The organism is Parapusillimonas sp. JC17 (assembly GCF_052180245.1).
Taxonomy (GTDB): domain Bacteria; phylum Pseudomonadota; class Gammaproteobacteria; order Burkholderiales; family Burkholderiaceae_B; genus Parapusillimonas.
The window spans coordinates 3,155,401-3,172,545 of sequence record NZ_CP197474.1 but is presented as its reverse complement, the minus strand read 5'-3'; the positions used below and the strand labels follow the sequence as shown (position 1 = coordinate 3,172,545).

At 56.8% G+C, this 17,145-nt stretch carries 19 protein-coding genes; 4 read left to right on the top strand and 15 right to left on the bottom strand.

All coding sequences use genetic code 11. The annotated features are described in order from the left end of the window. The first annotated feature begins 1 nt into the window (after nucleotide 1). Nucleotides 2-649 carry a cation transporter gene (locus ACSBPU_RS15230; protein ID WP_442592860.1) on the top strand — a complete coding sequence of 216 codons (648 nt, stop codon included), beginning with the start codon at nucleotides 2-4 and terminating at the stop codon, nucleotides 647-649. Between the two features lie 695 nt (nucleotides 650-1,344). Here ACSBPU_RS15230 and ACSBPU_RS15225 read toward each other — a convergent pair. From ACSBPU_RS15225 to ccmA, 13 genes are all read right to left on the bottom strand, one after another. Beyond that, complete coding sequence (locus ACSBPU_RS15225) at nucleotides 1,345-1,995, bottom strand: thioredoxin domain-containing protein (RefSeq protein ID WP_180013311.1); 651 nt, start codon at nucleotides 1,993-1,995, stop codon at nucleotides 1,345-1,347. Further along, a complete protein-coding gene (locus ACSBPU_RS15220; RefSeq protein WP_108621339.1) occupies nucleotides 1,992-2,426 on the bottom strand; it encodes a disulfide bond formation protein B in 435 nt (144 codons plus the stop codon). Before ACSBPU_RS15220 ends, ACSBPU_RS15225 begins: the two co-directional genes overlap by 4 nt. Nucleotides 2,427-2,551: 125 nt before the next feature. Next, entirely contained in the window at nucleotides 2,552-3,298 is a 747-nt protein-coding gene (locus ACSBPU_RS15215) for a cytochrome c biogenesis CcdA family protein (RefSeq protein ID WP_108621338.1), read from the bottom strand. Nucleotides 3,299-3,344: 46 nt separating this feature from the next. Further along, entirely contained in the window at nucleotides 3,345-3,959 is a 615-nt protein-coding gene (locus ACSBPU_RS15210; RefSeq protein ID WP_442592859.1) for a TlpA family protein disulfide reductase, read from the bottom strand. After that, entirely contained in the window at nucleotides 3,956-4,834 is an 879-nt protein-coding gene (ccmI, locus tag ACSBPU_RS15205; protein ID WP_180013309.1) for a c-type cytochrome biogenesis protein CcmI, read from the bottom strand. The genes ACSBPU_RS15210 and ccmI overlap by 4 nt, the downstream gene beginning before the upstream one ends. Then, on the bottom strand, nucleotides 4,831-5,286 hold the full coding sequence (locus ACSBPU_RS15200) for a cytochrome c-type biogenesis protein CcmH (RefSeq protein ID WP_180013307.1): 456 nt from the start codon (nucleotides 5,284-5,286) through the stop codon (nucleotides 4,831-4,833). Before ACSBPU_RS15200 ends, ccmI begins: the two co-directional genes overlap by 4 nt. Then, entirely contained in the window at nucleotides 5,283-5,807 is a 525-nt protein-coding gene (locus ACSBPU_RS15195) for a DsbE family thiol:disulfide interchange protein (protein WP_180013305.1), read from the bottom strand. Before ACSBPU_RS15195 ends, ACSBPU_RS15200 begins: the two co-directional genes overlap by 4 nt. Next, nucleotides 5,804-7,765, bottom strand: a complete 1,962-nt coding sequence (locus ACSBPU_RS15190; protein ID WP_180013303.1) for a heme lyase CcmF/NrfE family subunit — start codon at nucleotides 7,763-7,765, stop codon at nucleotides 5,804-5,806. Before ACSBPU_RS15190 ends, ACSBPU_RS15195 begins: the two co-directional genes overlap by 4 nt. Next, a complete protein-coding gene (gene ccmE, locus ACSBPU_RS15185; protein ID WP_180013301.1) occupies nucleotides 7,762-8,211 on the bottom strand; it encodes a cytochrome c maturation protein CcmE in 450 nt (149 codons plus the stop codon). The genes ACSBPU_RS15190 and ccmE overlap by 4 nt, the downstream gene beginning before the upstream one ends. Further along, nucleotides 8,195-8,389 carry a heme exporter protein CcmD gene (gene ccmD / locus ACSBPU_RS15180; protein WP_180013299.1) on the bottom strand — a complete coding sequence of 65 codons (195 nt, stop codon included), beginning with the start codon at nucleotides 8,387-8,389 and terminating at the stop codon, nucleotides 8,195-8,197. Before ccmD ends, ccmE begins: the two co-directional genes overlap by 17 nt. Continuing rightward, nucleotides 8,386-9,123, bottom strand: a complete 738-nt coding sequence (locus tag ACSBPU_RS15175; protein WP_180013297.1) for a heme ABC transporter permease CcmC — start codon at nucleotides 9,121-9,123, stop codon at nucleotides 8,386-8,388. Before ACSBPU_RS15175 ends, ccmD begins: the two co-directional genes overlap by 4 nt. 6 nt (nucleotides 9,124-9,129) lie before the next feature. Then, nucleotides 9,130-9,813: a heme exporter protein CcmB gene (gene ccmB, locus ACSBPU_RS15170; RefSeq protein ID WP_180013295.1), complete on the bottom strand. Its 684-nt coding sequence runs from the start codon at nucleotides 9,811-9,813 to the stop codon at nucleotides 9,130-9,132. After that, nucleotides 9,810-10,424 (bottom strand): cytochrome c biogenesis heme-transporting ATPase CcmA, encoded by a 615-nt coding sequence (gene ccmA, locus ACSBPU_RS15165; protein WP_227870574.1) that lies wholly within the window; start codon nucleotides 10,422-10,424, stop codon nucleotides 9,810-9,812. The genes ccmB and ccmA overlap by 4 nt, the downstream gene beginning before the upstream one ends. Before the next feature lie 1,036 nt (nucleotides 10,425-11,460). Between ccmA and ACSBPU_RS15160 the strand changes: the two genes are divergently transcribed. The 3 genes from ACSBPU_RS15160 to ssb all read left to right on the top strand — a co-directional run bounded on the left by ACSBPU_RS15160 (nucleotide 11,461) and on the right by ssb (nucleotide 13,916). Continuing rightward, nucleotides 11,461-11,994 (top strand): JAB domain-containing protein, encoded by a 534-nt coding sequence (locus tag ACSBPU_RS15160; protein ID WP_108621329.1) that lies wholly within the window; start codon nucleotides 11,461-11,463, stop codon nucleotides 11,992-11,994. A gap of 565 nt (nucleotides 11,995-12,559) precedes the next feature. After that, on the top strand, nucleotides 12,560-13,360 hold the full coding sequence (locus tag ACSBPU_RS15155) for a DUF3560 domain-containing protein (protein ID WP_180013293.1): 801 nt from the start codon (nucleotides 12,560-12,562) through the stop codon (nucleotides 13,358-13,360). Nucleotides 13,361-13,436: 76 nt separating this feature from the next. Beyond that, nucleotides 13,437-13,916, top strand: coding sequence for a single-stranded DNA-binding protein (gene ssb, locus ACSBPU_RS15150; protein WP_180013292.1), 480 nt, complete (start codon nucleotides 13,437-13,439; stop codon nucleotides 13,914-13,916). A 249-nt stretch (nucleotides 13,917-14,165) separates the two neighbouring features. Here the strand turns inward: ssb and ACSBPU_RS15145 are convergent, their stop codons facing one another. Together ACSBPU_RS15145 and merA are read right to left on the bottom strand one after the other, a co-directional pair. Beyond that, nucleotides 14,166-14,864: an SOS response-associated peptidase family protein gene (locus tag ACSBPU_RS15145; RefSeq protein ID WP_180013290.1), complete on the bottom strand. Its 699-nt coding sequence runs from the start codon at nucleotides 14,862-14,864 to the stop codon at nucleotides 14,166-14,168. Nucleotides 14,865-15,451: 587 nt separating this feature from the next. Then, on the bottom strand, nucleotides 15,452-17,140 hold the full coding sequence (gene merA / locus ACSBPU_RS15140; protein ID WP_442592858.1) for a mercury(II) reductase: 1,689 nt from the start codon (nucleotides 17,138-17,140) through the stop codon (nucleotides 15,452-15,454). Between the last annotated feature and the right edge of the window lie 5 nt (nucleotides 17,141-17,145).

Below are 17,145 nucleotides of genomic sequence, written 5' to 3'. Positions count from 1 at the left end.
CATGAGCAATGAATGCGACGCCGATGGCGGCGAGAGCGAACTTGATGTGCGCGATGCTACCCAGCGGCGCACGCTGGTTTGGGTACTTGCCATCAATCTGGCGCAAGCGTTGGTAATTGGCGTCGTCGGCGTGGCTGCCGACTCCACTGGTCTGATGGGCGCGGCCCTGGACAATCTTGCCGACGGCTTGGTGTATGCGGTGAGCCTGTACGCCGTCGGTCACTCTGTTGTCGCCAAGGCGCGAGCCGCGCGCTTGTCCGGATTTTTCTTGATCGCGCTTGCCGTGGGGCTGCTCGTCGAAGTCCTGTGGCGTTTTGCGGCGGGCGGAGAGCCGGTCGGCATGGTGATGATCGTCGCGGCGATCGCAAACGCAGCCGCCAATCTGGTCTGCCTGCGCCTATTGCGGGCGCATCGGAAAGAGGCGGTTAATCTGCATGCCTCGTGGATTTTCACCACCAACGACATGATCGCTAATGCCGGCATTGCCGTTTCTGGGGTCGCGATCATTTTCTTCAAATCGCCACTGCCGGACTTGCTGATCGGGCTGGTGGTGGCCGGCATCGCGCTTAAGGGCGGATGGGAGATCCTAGAGCAAGCACGCCAGGCGCGCCGCGAAGGGGCACCTGCCGCACCCGAAAAGCAACGATAATCGCCTATCTGCGGCCCATTTATGACGGCGCGTGCCGTAGGCGTTGTTGGTTGAAGTCGCTCTGCCCTTCTACCTCGCCGACGAGCCGATAGGTTCGACAATGATTATTGTGGCGCTGGTTCGCTCAACAACGTCGAACTACGGACACTTTCCTTTACCCTTATGCACCTGTTATGCCCTGCAACAAATGACGCCACTAAACCACTACAGAAGCCTTGACAAGGGGCGCTCTCAAAAACAGACATCAGCGTTGCGCACGCTCTTGGCGCCGCCTTTTACTTTTATTCTTCGATAGCACAGGCGGCAGCGAGTTTTGTCGAAGCTGCTCACCACGCAATCGCTCCTGTGTAGCTGCGCTTGCCGCACGGCGCTTTACAACAAGCCGGGAAATAGCAAAGGCTATCGCAAATGCGACAACCAGTATAATGCCACTGGCCAAACTGATCATTTATCACTCCGCAGCGGCGCTACGGCACCGCAAGACATAGTTCAAGAATTCTAGCGCGATTCTGTGTCGATTCTCGCCATGCGATTTCCACCCACCACGCCACACTCCAACTTGAATCAGATGCCTCTTGAACTGCATCAATTCTTTGACACGCCCCTCCGCCTCATGGATATGCTCGTCTAACGTCAATCTGATCAATACGTCAGCCGTTATTCCGTTCTGGGGTGTGGGATGGAAAGCGCGGGCTTTAGGGATAGGCCGCCTTGACCTCTTGCTCAACTAACGCCTTAAGCTGCTCATAGCCAAATTTAGGCAAAGGCTGGCCATTGACAAAAAAGGTGGGCGTCTGCTTTATATTCAAGGTACGAAGATCTGTCTTGTCTTGTTCAATAACGGCCGCAACGGTTTCCTTACCCGCGTCTTTACGCGCCTTTTCAACGTCCAAACCGCTTTCCTCGAGAAAGCCCCAAATTAGATCTGGCTGTGGATTGTCATGCGAGGCCCATTGGGGCTGCATACGTAGGACCGTTTCCAAAGTCGGCCAATACTTATCTTGCATTCTGGACGCCTCAAGAATCTTAATCATGTCCTCGGAGCCCTCGTGAAAAGGGGCATAGCGAATGACGAGTTTGACTTTTCCATCATGGGCGTTGACGAGATCTTTGACGCCGGGGTAGAAAGCCCGGCATGTTTCGCAGGATGGATCGAAAAATTCAACGATCGTGACCTTGGCGCTCGCCGCGCCGAAAACAGGCGAATGCATTCGAACGAGCTCGCTCGCCGGGGTGTCTGCCGTCTTATTCTTGCGAAGCTGGCTCTGTTCATATACGAAAGCGCTCAGGGCAAAAGCCATGACCGCGACGATGCTGGTAAGAGTAAGAAGAGTTCGTTTTTTCACTTTTGAGGACCTTTTTTTACGATAAGAAGAACAGCGAGCGTGGTGAATGCGACTAACGACAGGAGGGGAATCGAAATAAAACCGAACAGGTTCAGATCGGCTTTCGCACAGGAAGGGCCTGCGCCACAGGGCTGGAGCGCTTCCGGAATAACACCGACATACAAAAGATTATGGTACGCGGCGACAAGCCATCCAGCGGCGACGAGCGGCAATGCATACCTGAAGACTTGTGTGTCCGAAGTGGCCAGGCCAACTGCTAGAACGAAAACGAGCGGAAACATGAAAATGCGCTGGTACCAACAAAGCTCGCAAGGGTCCAGGCCCATGATTTCACTGAGAAATAAGGCCCCCAGCGTTGCGACAAGTGCAATAATCCATGCAGCAAAGAGGCGATACCAACGTGGTTCAGAAAGATGCGTTGCGATAGTCATAAAACTTCAGTCCTCAATGGACGACTCCAAAAAAATAGGCCGACCTCATAATGGACGAGGCGAGCGCCATGGCGCTCGCGACCATATAGCGTCGGCATCGGCTTGGATCACATGGCCTGTGTCCGTTAACCTATACTGCCAAGGGCCGGGAATGTCCTTAGCAACCAAATCGCAAAACGCACCAATTGCCCGCTCGCTACGGCGATACCCATCAAGACGAGGATCGCACCGGTTACGAGCTGCAGGTAACGACCCGTACGGCGCAAAGCGCTCAGACGGTGCATAAAAGGCGTCATGAAGAATGCGGAAAGGAGGAACGGTACCCCCAGCCCCAAGGCATACACACCTAACAGCACTGTTCCATGCCCAACACTCTCAGAGGTGGCGCTCAGCACAAGGATGCTGCCAAGCACCGGTCCAATGCATGGCGTCCAACCAAAACCAAAGGCCACGCCAAGCAATGTTGCCGACCAAGGGTTACCACCCTTCACGCTGGACTCGAAGCGATAGTAGCGTTGAGCCCATAGCGGCGTACGAACGACGCCCATGATCATGAGGCCCGCAAGCGCGATAATGACGCCTGCCGCAATATTGAGTTCGTAGCGATAGCTTAAGAACAGGCGTCCGATTGCCGTAATGCTGGCGCCCAGAATCAGAAACACCGACGAAAATCCCAGCACAAAGCATGCGCTTAGTCCAAGGGTTCTCCAGCGCCTAAGGCGCACCTCCATTGGGGATGCCGTTGGCGCAACCGCGCCACCCGCAACAAAAGAGAGATAGCCTGGTACGAGCGGTAACACACACGGCGACAAGAATGACGCGATGCCGGCGACAAACGCTGTTAGCAATCCAACGGTACTCAACTCAAGCATCGCATAGCCTCAAACGGTTGTTTCTTAACATTGAAGCTTCCCATTGTCATTGGCCTTCACCCGGCGAGCGCGCCAATGCGGCATCGATCAAGGCTTCTACTTGAGTACTATCCCAAGCGGCAGGCCCCATTGCGCGACCAATTTCACGTCCGTCCCGATCAATCAGCAGAGTCGTTGGAACGCCTGGGGCGCGAAGCGCATTTGGAATCTGTGCCGACGGATCGAAGTAGCCGCGCAAAGCCTGTATCCCGAACTCTTCATAGAACGGCTTGACCAAGGCGGTGTCACGATCAATCGACAAGGCCACCACTTCAAAGTTCTCGCCGCCACGTTTGTCGTTCAACCGATCAAGCGAGGGCATTTCTTCTCGGCAAGGTGGACACCAGGTGGCCCAAATGTTGAGCAACACGACCTTTCCACGGAAGTCCGTCAGGCTCATCTCCTTGCCGGCTTCGTCCTGAAAAGTGAAGGCGGGCAGGTCGCGCGGCGTATGCCAGCGCATAAAGCGTTGGTCTCCAATATCGACTGCAACATTGAGCATGCCAGCGAGGGGATTCTTCGACGCATTGCCACGCTGATAAAAATACAAAGCGGTCGCGATGGCAATGACGGCGATAAGCGCTAGCGCCGACCAGGCGAATATCTTAAAGGAACTCTTCATGATGGCTGCTCAATCCCTACCTTATCGGCAGTTGTATTTTGATCCCGTTGCCCACGCGCGCGCTCGATACTATCGTTGACCGCGCGCGCGGCGTCTGAATCGGAGGGAAGTAGTTCGTGCAACTGTTGCCAATAGCTGATTGCCTGATCGTAATCACGGCGTTCGAGCGCCGCCGCGCCTGCTAGGGTCAATGCAAAGGGTTCTTTAGGCTTAAGAGCGAGCGCGCGCCCAAGTAACGCGGTGGGCTCGCCTGCGAACCCATTTGGGCTACTTCTTGCAAGTGCTTCGGCATATTCGGTCAAAGCGAGCGGGTCTGACTCGATCGCGCCGCCCGCTTTCGCGAAAGCATTAGCGGCGTCTTCATACTTGTCGAAATAGCGATACGAACGTGCCAACATCAGCCAACCTGCGGGATCATCGGGGTTGAGCGCCAGGCGAGCAGCGAGCGAATCGACCATGGCTTGCACATCGGCCTGCGTGACATTTTGGATGCTTTGCACGGGTACCGGGCTAATTGCCGCGGGATTTCCCAAACGAAGGTAAATCAACGTGGACGCGAGGGGCAGTACGATGGCCAGGCCTAGCGCTGCATACTTGCTGTTTGGCCGGCGGCTCACGATCGTTGTGGGCGGCTTTGCCTCCTCAAGGGCCCGGCGTTGTAAGTCTTGAACCGTTTCTTCGTGGTCTTGCTCGGATAAGGTGCCGTTTCTGCGGTCACGGTCCAGTTCAGCTAATTGGTCACGCAGTACGGACGCATTAACAACGTGGTGCTCGAGATGCCCGTCTGTGCGCGGCCCCCGCCATAGCACGAGCCCAAGGCGCAGCACGACTACTGAAACCAGCAGCGCGGCAAGTACAATAAAGATCAGATTCATCGGGGTTTCCCAGTGTCGGCAGATTGGTCCAATAGCGCGTCTGCTTGTCGGCGCTCTTCAGCGCTCAACGACGAGTTGACGATTCGAGCCCTGCGTCGTCGTAGCGACACCATTAGTATCGTGAGGCCAAAGAAAAAGAGCAGCATCGGTCCGAACCAAAGCAAAAGGGTGCTGGCTTTGAGCGGCGGGCGATAGAGCACGAAATCACCGTAGCGTTCGACCATATAGGTTCGAATTTCATCGTTAGTCTGACCGGCTTGGATCTGCTCGCGGATTTGCTGACGTAAATCGACCGCCAGATCGGCCCGTGATGCAGCAATGGATTCGTTCTGACATACCAGGCAGCGCAATTCGGCTGCGATACCGAGCATACGTTTCTCAAGATCGGCGCTCGTCGCCAAGGAGGACATGGCACTCAGAAGGCAAAACACCGCCAGCCGCCAATAGTTCATTGCTGCAACTCCCTTATCAGAGGCAAAAGCGTGTCGCGCACAGCGCTTTGCGTCACTGGCCCTATGTGTTTGTAGCGAATCACGCCTTGCTTATCGATCACAAATGTTTCAGGCACGCCATAGACGCCGTAGTCGATGCCCACGCGCCCCTGCGTATCGGAAACTGACAGCGTATAAGCATCGCCGTTCCGTGCGAGCCACGCGAGGGCTTCGTTTCGCACATCCTTGTAATTGAGCCCTACGATGGGCACGATGCCCGATTTGGCCAGTTCCGTGATGACAGGATGCTCATCAAGGCAGGCAACACACCATGATGCCCAAACGTTTAATAGCCACACCTGACCCTTCATCGCTTCAGGCGTAAAGGTCTTCTCGGGCGCCGCTAAGTGGGGCAGGGAAAAGCTTGGTGCTGGCTTACTGATCAATGGTGACGGCAGTTCGCTCGGCTTTAATGTGAGACCTATCGCAAGAAAACCCACCAACACGATAAAGCCGGCCAAGGGCCAAAAGAAACGATTCACGATGTTGCCCCTTTCAATGCCGTAGAGACGCTATGCCGCTTGCGCTTCAGGCGGTAGCGCCGGTCGCTAATAGCCAGCAATCCGCCCAGCGCCATCAAGATGCAACCCGCCCAGATCCAGTCGACGAAAGGTTTGTAATAGACGCGAATACTCCAAGCGTCGTCGGCAAGCGGTTCGCCCAACGCCACGTACACATGGCGAAGTCCATTGGCATCGATCGCCGCTTCGGTCATCGGCATAGCGGAGGATGCATAGGTTCGCTTCTCCGGATGGAGCAAGCGCAGAACCTTCCCTTCGCGCGACATCTCGATGTCGCCCACTTCGGCGACATAGTTCGGCCCCCGAGCTTTTCGCACGCCCAGGAACTTCAACTCGTAACCACCCGTGCTCACGGTTTGTCCGGGCGCCATGCTTACGTCTTGTTCGGTCTCGTAGCCCATCACAAGCGTGACGCCGGCAACGAACACAGCGATTCCCAGATGCGCCACATGCATACCAAGCCAACTGCGCGGCTGCGCGAGTAAACCACTACGGGTGGCTTGCATGCGCTCGTAAATACCCAGGACTACGGCAGCAGCGATCCATGTAGCCAGCGCTACGCCTAAAGCTACCATCAACGACCAGCGTCCTAGGACAAACGGCACGCCAACACCGACGGCGACGGCCAACACTGCTGGCACATACAATCGTTTCATCATGGCCGGCAGTTTGGCCGACTTCCAGTTAGCAACCGGACCCACGGCCATGAGCAACAAGGCAGGCACCATAAGCGGCACAAAGACGGCGTTAAAGTAGGGCGGGCCCACAGACAGCTTGCCCAAGCCCAGCGCATCAATAAATAAGGGATACAAGGTGCCCAGGATCACGGATCCGGCGGCTACCGCCATCAATACATTATTGGTAAGCAATAGGGATTCGCGGGAGATGAGATCGAACCGACCGCCTAATCCGATTTTGGGCGCCCGCAGCGCATACAGGAATAACGAGGTTCCCACTACCACCGTAAACAGCAACAAGATGAATACGCCCCTGCGTGGATCCGTGGCAAAGGCATGTACGGAGGTCAGCACGCCCGAGCGAACGAGAAACGCGCCGAGCAATGAGAGCGAGAAGGTGCTAATGGCAAGCAGCACCGTCCAGCTCTTGAAACTGTTGCGCTTTTCGGTGACGGCCAATGAGTGGATGAGGGCGGTGCCCACCAGCCAGGGGATAAAGGACGAGTTTTCTACCGGATCCCAAAACCACCAGCCACCCCAGCCTAATTCGTAGTAGGCCCACCAGCTACCCAATGCTATGCCCAAGGTAAGAAAGAGCCATGCCGCTGTCGCCCAGGGCCTGGACCACCGCGCCCATGTCGCGTCGAGTTGGCCGGCAAGAAGGGCTGCAATGGCAAAGGCAAATACCACCGAAAACCCGACATAGCCCATGTACAGCAGCGGGGGGTGGAAAATCAGCCCGACGTCCTGCAACAACGGGTTCAAATCGAGCCCCTCGATCGGAGCGGGCGAAAGGCGCTCAAAAGGATTGGATGTGAGCAAGACAAAGAGCAAGAAGCCGGCTGTCACCAGGCCCAGAACACCGAGTACGCGCGCCACCATTGCGTCGGGCAATTGTCGAGAAAACATACTGACGGCATATGCCCAACCCGTTTGCATGAGCAGCCATAGCAGAAGCGACCCTTCATGCCCGCCCCATACCGCGGCGATACGGTAAGCCAAGGGCAGTTGCGAATTGGCGTTCTGCGCAACATAAGCAACCGAGAAGTCCTTCGTGACAAAGGCCCATGTCAAACTCGAGAAAGCAATAACAATTAAGAAGAACTGGATACCTGCGGCGGGTCGCGCCAAAGCGATCCATGCTGCGTTACCGCGTGCCGCGCCGGGCAGGGTCAAAGCGCCTTGAGCAAGCGCGACGAGCAGCGTCAAAATAAGAGAAAAGTGGCCAAGTTCAGCGATCATTTTGGTTCTTGCCTCGCGGATTGGGTGTTTATCGCTGCCTGATCCAAGGCATGTTGGGCTTCGGGCGGCATATAGTTTTCATCGTGCTTGGCCAGAACTTCGTCGGCACGAAACCAACCACTGCTCTCCAGCTTGCCTTGGGCCACCACACCCTTACCTTCGCTAAACAGGTCAGGCAGTATCCCGGTATAGCGAACTGGTATGGTCTTGGCCGAGTCTGTAACAACAAACCGGACCGTCAGGCCATCGCGTTGCACGCTGGCGGTTTGGACCATGCCACCAATGCGAAAGGTGCGATTCTCGGGTGCCTCTCCCGCACTGACTTGTGTGGGCGTAAAGAAAAACACCAGATTGTCTTGGAAAGCGTTAAGCACCAATGCACTGGCGATCCCTAGCGCGGCCAAGCCACCGCCAATGAGTGCCATCCTCTTATGTCGAGCTTTCATTGAGGCCTTTCCTTTCCAAAGTTAATTCATGTTTTGATTGCAACAAAGCGCCTTGTCGGCGTTGTCGAAGCAGGAACAATTCCACAGCCAGCGCGATAGCACTGACGCCGACCGAACCCCATACGTATTGCGCATAGCCGCCCATTGCAAAAAATTCAGCGGCACTATTCCAGGTCATCGTTTCACCTCGTTCAGTTGCCCAACCCATTCGGCATGTCCTTCACGCTCCAAAATGATGCATCGCACGCGCATCAGGGCGACAGCCACTGTGTACATCCACGCAGCCAAAGCCATGAGCAGCATTCCGACCAGCATGATCGTGGCCATGGAAGGAGCTCGGGTCAGTGATACCGATGCACCTTGGTGCAGGGTGTTCCACCATTGAACCGAAAAATAAATAATGGGAATATTCACGACACCGACAAGCGCAAGCACGGCGCCAGCTTTATCGGCGCGCCGAGGATCATCAATGGCCGACTGCAGCGCCATGAATGCAATGTATAGAAACAGCAAAATCAGTTCAGAGGTCAATCGGGCATCCCATACCCACCACGTCCCCCACATCGGCTTACCCCATAGGGCCCCAGTCCAAAGCGACAGAAAGGTGAACATTGCGCCAGTCGGCGCCAGGGCGCTGGCCATCATGGCCGAGAGCCGACTGTTGAACGCGAGACCCACGGCGGCCCAGAACGCCATGACCACGTAGATGAACATGGACATCCACGAAACCGGTACATGCACAAAAATAATTCGATAGCCTTCGCCTTGTTGGGCATCGGTAGGAGCCATAAAGAACCCCACATAAAGCCCTGCGATTGCCGTCAACACGGCGCCCACCGCGAACCACGGAACCACACTTCCTGCGAGAGGATAAAACGTCCTTGGCGTTGAGTACTTAAACCAGTTGATCATTTCTGCCTATTCCAACGCGATCCGCAGTGCCACGGTAGTGGCCCACGGCGCAAAGAAGCCGGCGAGCACCAGGCCCGCTGCCAATAATGAGAGATGCGACTCGCCGTCCAAGCCAGCGCTAACCGAGCTCACCGCGCCCGCGCCGAAGATAAGCACGGGCACATAAAGCGGCAACACTAATAGCGCGACGAGGACGCCGCCGCCTCGCAAGCCGACAGTCAGACTTGCTCCAATCGCACCGATTAGACTGAGTACCGGGGTACCGATCGCCAGGGACGCCGCCAAAGTGAGTAAGGACGCGGAGGGCAGATCGAACTGCAAAGCCAATAGCGGCGCAAGCAGCACCAGGGGTAGGCCAGAGAGTAGCCAGTGCGCTGTCACTTTGCCGGCCACTAGAAGGCCAAGTGGAGCCGCCCCGAGTACGAGTTGCTCTAGCGTGCCATCGGCGTAGTCCTGTTCGAACAGGCGATTAAGTGAGAGGATGCTTGCCAATAACGCCGCGACCCAAAGGACCCCCGGGGCGATCTGACGCAGCGTGTCGCGCTCTGGCCCGATGCCTAGCGGAAACAAGCTCACTACGATGGCGAAGAAAAAAAGCGGCGTTAACGCATCGGCCTTACGGCGCATGGCAAGGCGCACGTCCCGACGTATCACTGCAGAAAGCGCAGTCAACCCGAATGTGTCGGTCATAGGTTTATCCGTAAGGTACGCGTGGCGCCGGACAAGGGCATGTCCAGGTGACTGGTCCAAACCACGATGCCGCCGTCTCTGAGGTGATCCGAAATCATTCGGAGTACCCATTGGGTAGCTTCGTCGTCCAGTGCCGTCAAAGGCTCATCGAGTATCCAAAGAGGCCGCCGATGTAACAGCAGTCTCGCCAGACTTGCGCGACGCTTCTGACCTTGCGACAGCGTCCGCACCGGCAGATGTTCTCTACCTTGCAAACCACTCTGATGTAAGGCCTCCAGCACCGCTGCATGGCTAATAGGTTTGTTAGCCAGCGCCGTTGCGTAAACCAAATTCTCCGCTGCCGTCAGGTCATCTTTGAGGCCCAGGAGGTGTCCGTAATAACAGAGGTCACGTCGCCACTCATCTGTCTGCTTTTGAAGGGAATTACCCTTCCAGCGGACAGTTCCAGCACTAGGCGGGGTGAGTCCTGCCAATATACGCAGCAGGCTTGTTTTTCCGCTTCCGTTCTGACCTCGCACGAACAGGCTCGCGCCAGCTTCGAGCTCAAAGCTCAGGCTATGAAATAAGCGGCGTTTTCCGCGCACGCAGTCGAGATTGATGGCTTCAAGCACTATCGGTCCCAGCTCCAGCAATAGCTTTAAATGTTGGGCAACGTCGGTGAAGGCCTGGCGCTAGAAGACCGGTAGTCCAGTACATTTGGCGCTAGGCGATTTTGAGATGGCTGGAAGAGGGCGCGCACAGTGAACTGCGTGCGCTTTCACGCCCCGAACGCGGGATCAATCAAGCAAATGAGTTGAGTTAGCGGCGTGCCAGCTTAGGCAAGAGAAAGCCACTGGGGCCGATCGGGCCGCTCTGCGAGCATACCCAAACTTAGCGTTGCCTCTGGAAACGGGGCAGCCAAGTTGGAAACGTGCGGGGGAGGAGTTTCGTGTGAAGAGGAAATGAGGAACGCAGGAGAAGCATGGCATGAATGCTCATAGTGATCCAGCATGCCGGATGTTGGGGCTGATTGCTTCGCCACATCGGTTGAATAGACTTGTTGCTCCGGATTGGTGGGATAACAGGGGTCAATGCAGCCCACCTGTTCTGGCCCACAATACATGCTCACAACCGCCCAGGACGCCTGGAGCGGGACAAGAGCAAGCATCACGATGAGGATAAGTCTATTCAACACGCTCGATATTGTACCGGGTTGGCATAGGTCTCGCAAACGGCTATGGGACCAAAGCTTTCGTGTTCATGCTAACGGACCTAGCCATTAAAACCAATTTCGATTAGATCGCCCATTGGGCGATGATTGCGCTCGCCGCGCGGGCCAGCATTTGCAATTAGTGCATATCGGGCCGTCATTCCCGTCGCCATGAGTGCGCCGCCCAAAACGCCGACTGTACCGCCATCCGTTTCCGCTGCCCTGGCTTTCGCGGCATAAACGGCTTCCTCCCCGCAAGGCGGGTCCCCTCCATATATTCCACGGTCCTGTTCATCAGCCCCGGCCAGCAGTTCAGCACGGCAAGGCGACGAACTCACGGCAACGGCGGCAACCCCGCAGGAACCGTATTACTGCGAACGCCGAAAACCTACGATCAGGCTCGGAATCTTCGGCCCCGGTCAGCAGGAAAACCAACCGGCTTTTGAAGGAACAGGAAAATGGAACACGTTAACCTCAATGCGGCTTTGGGCTATGACAACATGAACGCAGGGCAGACGCTTTATGTGCGTAGCCCGTCAGGCCGATATCATGCCGCGACCGATTCGCACGTGCTGGCTGCCGCGCGGATTGCAGCCGAAAGCTTGATCGGTGATCGGGCTGACATGGGGAACCCTAATGCCGTCAAACGGTATTTTCAGGCCAAATTGTCGGGCATGGGGCATGAAGTTGCCGCTGTGCTGTATCTGAACAGCCAGTTTAAGGTGATCCGTTACATGGAAATGAGTCACGGAACGTTGACGCAGGCCAGCGTATACCCTCGTGAGATCGTGAAAACGGCGCTTCGCCTGGATGCGGCTGCAATCATCATGTCGCATAACCACCCGAGCGGCATACCTGAGCCCAGCGAGGCCGATCTGGCACTGACGCGGCACTTAAAACATGCTTTGGCGCTGGTTGATGTTCGTTTGTTGGATCACATCATCGTGACCGGGCAGAACACCACTTCGTTAGCGGAACGAGGTCAGGTGTAAGCCTGGAGCAGGGCGGGTGTGAGCCCGCCTGTACAGGTAGACGCCGCGTGCTGCGGCGCAGATTGGACTTGTGCTGTCGCCCAAGTAGTTTTCCTCTTTCTTCCTTCTCAACAAAAGCAGCCCATCCCGGTGTACCGGGATGGGCGTAGCGGCTTGCTGGCGCAAGCTGGATACAGCTGCGTAACTGCCTTCAATTTAGATCACCGCCTCGGTGATGGTGGCGCTCACCGCGCGGGCTGCTGCCGGGTTGTGTGTGGTGACACCGCAAGCCTGGTCCTGAGGGTTCCATCGCCCTAAAACGCCGACTGTATCACTACGTTCCGGCGCTTCAAGGGGGTGTTCATAAAACCCGCTACGCGACTTTTACAAATCTTCCCCCTTTCCGCTAGTCACTGCCTGATTCAGCACGGCAAGGGCGATGGAACTCACAGGACTGGCGGCAAAACGCGATGGAACCAACACACAACCAGGCAGCAAAAACCTACAAACGGGCTCAAGAATCTTCAGGCCCGGTCAGCAATGACATCACAACCGCGCCACTGCGCACTTTTTGAAGGAAAGCGACATGAACCACTACGAAGCAAAGCAGGCAGATCGTAAGGCCAGGCTAGAGGCCAGGGCAGTGCAGGCCGAGGCACAGGCGGCAACCACCTATGACCGCGCAAAGCAAATGGGTGAAGCGATTCCGTTCGGACAGCCGATCCTAGTTGGCCACCATAGCGAAGGCCGAGACCGCAATTACCGGCAGCGGATCCATAACACGTACGGCAAAGCCTTTGATCTGCAAAAGAAGGCTGACCATTATGTGAAGAAGGCGGCTGCTGTAGGCGATGGGGGAGTATCCAGCGATGACCCGGATGCAATAGCAAAACTCATGCGCCAGGTAGAGCAACTCACAGCGCATCAGGAGCATATGAAGAAGATCAACCAGATGATCCGTAAGCATAAGGGAGATTCAGAGGGCCAACGGCGTGCTTTGGTTGAGCTTGGGTACTCGGAAGAAAGCGCACAGAAGCTGATCACACCGGACTATGCCGGGCGTTTAGGCTTCCCAGCTTATGCGTTGACTAACAATAACGCGAATATTCGCCGTATTCAGCAACGAATCAAACAATTACAGGCCAACCAGGAGCGTGAGCCAATACGCATACAGGGGACGGGGTATGCATACGCTGAAGACGTGGAAGAGAATCGTGTGATGTTTATGTTCGAAGGTAAACCGGAAAAAGCCACCCGTGAAATTCTAAAACGCCATGGTTTTCGGTGGAGCCCAACCCGTGGCGCGTGGGTGCGTCAATTGAACAACGCCGCCATTTGGCAGGCAAAAGCCGTCATGCAGCTTTTGAACGGCTCGACCGATAACTAAACCGAAGCCCCAGGCCGCTTTATCGGCCTGGGAAATTTGTCGGCCAGCACGCCGAACCACTACCAGGAGCAACAACATGGCATCAGTCAACAAAGTCATCATTATCGGCAACTTGGGCCGTGGTCCAGAGATCCGCTATAGCGCGGATGGAGTCGGGATCTGCACCATTTCCGTTGCAACATCGACAAACTGGAAAGACAAGGCGACAGGCGAGAAACGAGAAGAAACCGAATGGCATCGGATTGTGTTCTATAACCGCTTGGCAGAAATCGCCGGAGAATACTTGCGCCAGGGTAGTGCGGTCTATATAGAAGGGCGCTTGAAAACCAGAAAATGGCAGGATAAGGAAACTGGCGCTGACCGCTACAGTACCGAGATCGTAGCCGAGGAAATGCAGATGCTCGGGGGCCGTGGTGCAGACGGCCAGGCCCCTTCAGCTAAGCCTGCAGCCCGTAAGGCGGCAGCAGCCCCTGCATCTACGGCTGGTGGTGCTGTCGTGGCCGATGATATTCCGTTCAATCTGGCAGGTGCAGGACGCAGCTGGCTTTGCATGTAAGAAGGACTGCCCCGGCTTTTGCTGGGGCATCCATTAAGACGGGAGAACAGAATGCCAGCCGAACCACGAAACGATTGGGAAAGCGCTGTATATGATTTGCTCAGTGAGCAGGGCAACATGACATGGTCAGATGCTCAGGCGATGATAGAGGCACAGGAAGTACAGAGTGACGACGTCCTGGCGTCTGCCTGGGACGACGGAATGACAGTGTCTCAGACCGTAAAGCTATCGTTAAAAATGTCGGAGTAGCTACCACAGCGCCTGTTGGGTGATGGCGTTTGCACCGCCCAGCGAAGGCACCTCGACAGGCTTGGCATCGAAAATATCTTCCGGTGCCAAGCGCAAGAGGCTGCTAGCCTCCTCGACTGAGCCTGTCAGCCAACAATCGACATCACTCACTCCGATTGGAATGACTGAGCGCTTGTCTTGGGCAGTGGCTGACTTCGTCGGGTCAGGCTTGTGCATCCGACGCATCAACGGATGTGCATCGGCGTTGATCGTGAGCATCGTGTAGCTTTCCAATACTTCGCCCGTTGCCGGATCGGTCCAGGTGTTCCACAGACCAGCCAAGCCCCAAGGGGCACCGTCTGACCGTCGGAATTGCCACCACACGTTGCGGCCAGTTTCCCAGCAAGGCTCGTCGAAAGACATCGCCGGGATAATACAGCGTTGGCCGAGCTGCCAGGGTTGGCGATAGCTTGCCTTGCTGGTCAACTCTTCTGAACGAGCGTTATTTGTCTGATATGGCAGCTTCGCCGACTTGGCAAAGTGCGGAATAAGCGCCCACTGGCCGACTACCAGATCACGCCCGATATCGTGTGCCCGGACAAATGGGCCGGCGGCACGAGGGTGAACGGCAGCCTCCCACCATCGAGGCTGGTTCCGGTTTCCAATATGCCAAAACCTCTCAATTTCGGCCCGGCTCGGTGTCACATAGCGATTGCACATGCTTTATTGTGACAGAACCCATGCCTCGGATATCAACTGAGCAAGTTTGGTGTCCCATCTTCGATGGGTCCCTGACTGATGACGTTGCCAGATCTTCGATCTGGCTGGCACTTATAAATCCCCCAATTCGCTGTCGCTCATTTGTGGCCTTAAAAGTGCCACACAAGACGCACCCCTGACGGGGTGAGGAAGGATCTTATTTATCAAATGCTTGCAGGAAAACGGTCACGTGCGCCGTCGTAGGACAGACAGAGCAACAAACTGGTGTAAGGCTTTGATATGGCGGGGAGGGTTGAGGCTACGGTCGTGGCCTTCTGGTGCGTAGACGGGGTGGCGACCATATGGCCCCAACACTATGACTACAAATCGACAGCTTTCCTTCTGCACTGTGACAGCATCAAAGCTGCATGAGCGCCACGCCATGATTGCATATGGGCTGTGATGGGATTACATGATCGCCGCAATAGATCTACTAGAGGGCTGCGTCCTGGGACTGAGCGCGTTCCATCAATTCTTCTGGACAGATTCATTACGACGTATGGGCAGGCGGGATAACGTGTAGGCGGTCATCGAACACCTCCTTTTCCTCACCCGGCGCAGCAGGACAAGCGCGATACGTCCTTGCTGAAAGTCTGCGCCGCGAGTTTCAGCCCTTCGACCATCGTGAGATACGGGAACAACTGGTCGGCCAGCTCCTGCACGGTCATCCGGTGGCGGATCGCCAACGCGGCCGTCTGGATCAGTTCGCCCGCTTCTGGAGCCACCGCCTGCACCCCGATCAACCGCCCCGAGCCGGCCTCCACCACAAGCTTGATGAAGCCGCGCGTGTCGAAGTTGGCGAGCGCACGCGGCACGTTGTCGAGGGTGAGTGTGCGGCTGTCGGTCTCGATACCGTGGTGGTGCGCTTGCGCCTCGCTGTAGCCCACAGTCGCCACCTGCGGATCGGTGAACACCACCGTTGGCATCGTCGTCAGGTCCAGCTCAGCATTGCCGCCGATCATGTTGACCGCTGCGCGCGTGCCGGCCGCCGCCGCTACATAGACGAACTGCGGCTGGTCGGTGCAGTCGCCGGCCGCATAGATGTGCGGCGCGCTGGTGCGCATGGTGCGGTCGATGACGATGGCCCCTTGCGTGTTCACCTCGATGCCCGTCGCTTCGAGGTTCAAGTTGCCGGTGTTCGGTGCGCGACCCGTGGCGATGAGCAGCTTGTCGGCGTGCAACTCACCATGCCCGGTGGTAAGCACGAATTCCCCGTCCGCGTAGGCGACCTGGCTCGCCTGGGTGTGCTCCAGCACCTCGATGCCCTCGGCACGGAAGGCGTTTGCTAAGGCTTCGCCAATGGCCGGGTCTTCGCGGAAGAATAGCGTGCTGCGCGCCAGAATCGTGACCTGGCTGCCTAGTCGTGCAAAGGCTTGTGCTAACTCCACCGCCACCACCGACGAGCCGATGACGGCCAACCGCTCGGGGATCGTATCGCTCGCCAGCGCCTCGGTAGACGTCCAGTACGGCGTGTCCTTCAAGCGGGGGATCGGCGGGATCGCTGGACCCGCGCCGGTAGCGATCAGGCAACTGTCGAAGGTCACTTCGCGCGTGCTGCCGTCATCGGTTGCCACGGTTAGTGTACGCCCGTCCTTGAACCGAGCTTCGCCCGCTAGCTGCGTGATGGCCGGGGTGCTCGCTAGGATGCCTTCGTACTTGGCGTGGCGCAGTTCTTCGACTCGGCCTTGTTGCTGGGCCAGTAGACGCTCGCGCAGTACGGCAGGCGCTACGGCAGGCAGACCTTCATCGAATGGGCTTTCGCGACGCAGGTGGGCGATATGCGCGGCCCGGATCATGATCTTGGAGGGCACGCAGCCCACATTGACGCAGGTGCCGCCAATGGTGCCGCGCTCGATCAGCGTCACGCGCGCCCCACGCTCCACAGCTTTCAATGCTGCCGCCATCGCCGCGCCGCCGCTGCCGATTACGGTCACGTGCAGTGCTTGCTCACTGCCTTCATGCTTCGTTTCTCCACCGAGCCGGCCCAGCGCCTTGTTCAGCAGGCCGGTAGGCTTGTTCGGCATATCGGCAATCCGTGCGCGATAGCCGAGCGTGGCCACTGCGCCAACCAGCGTGGCCACGCTCACGCCTGCGTCCGCCTCAATGTCGGCTTGCCGTTGCGCATAGGACACCGAGGCCGAGCGTACGCCGGACACGTTCTTCAAAGCCTCCTGGACGTGCTCGGCGCATGACGTGCAGGCCATGCCTTCGATGTGAAGAGATGCGGTTTCGGTCATAGCCA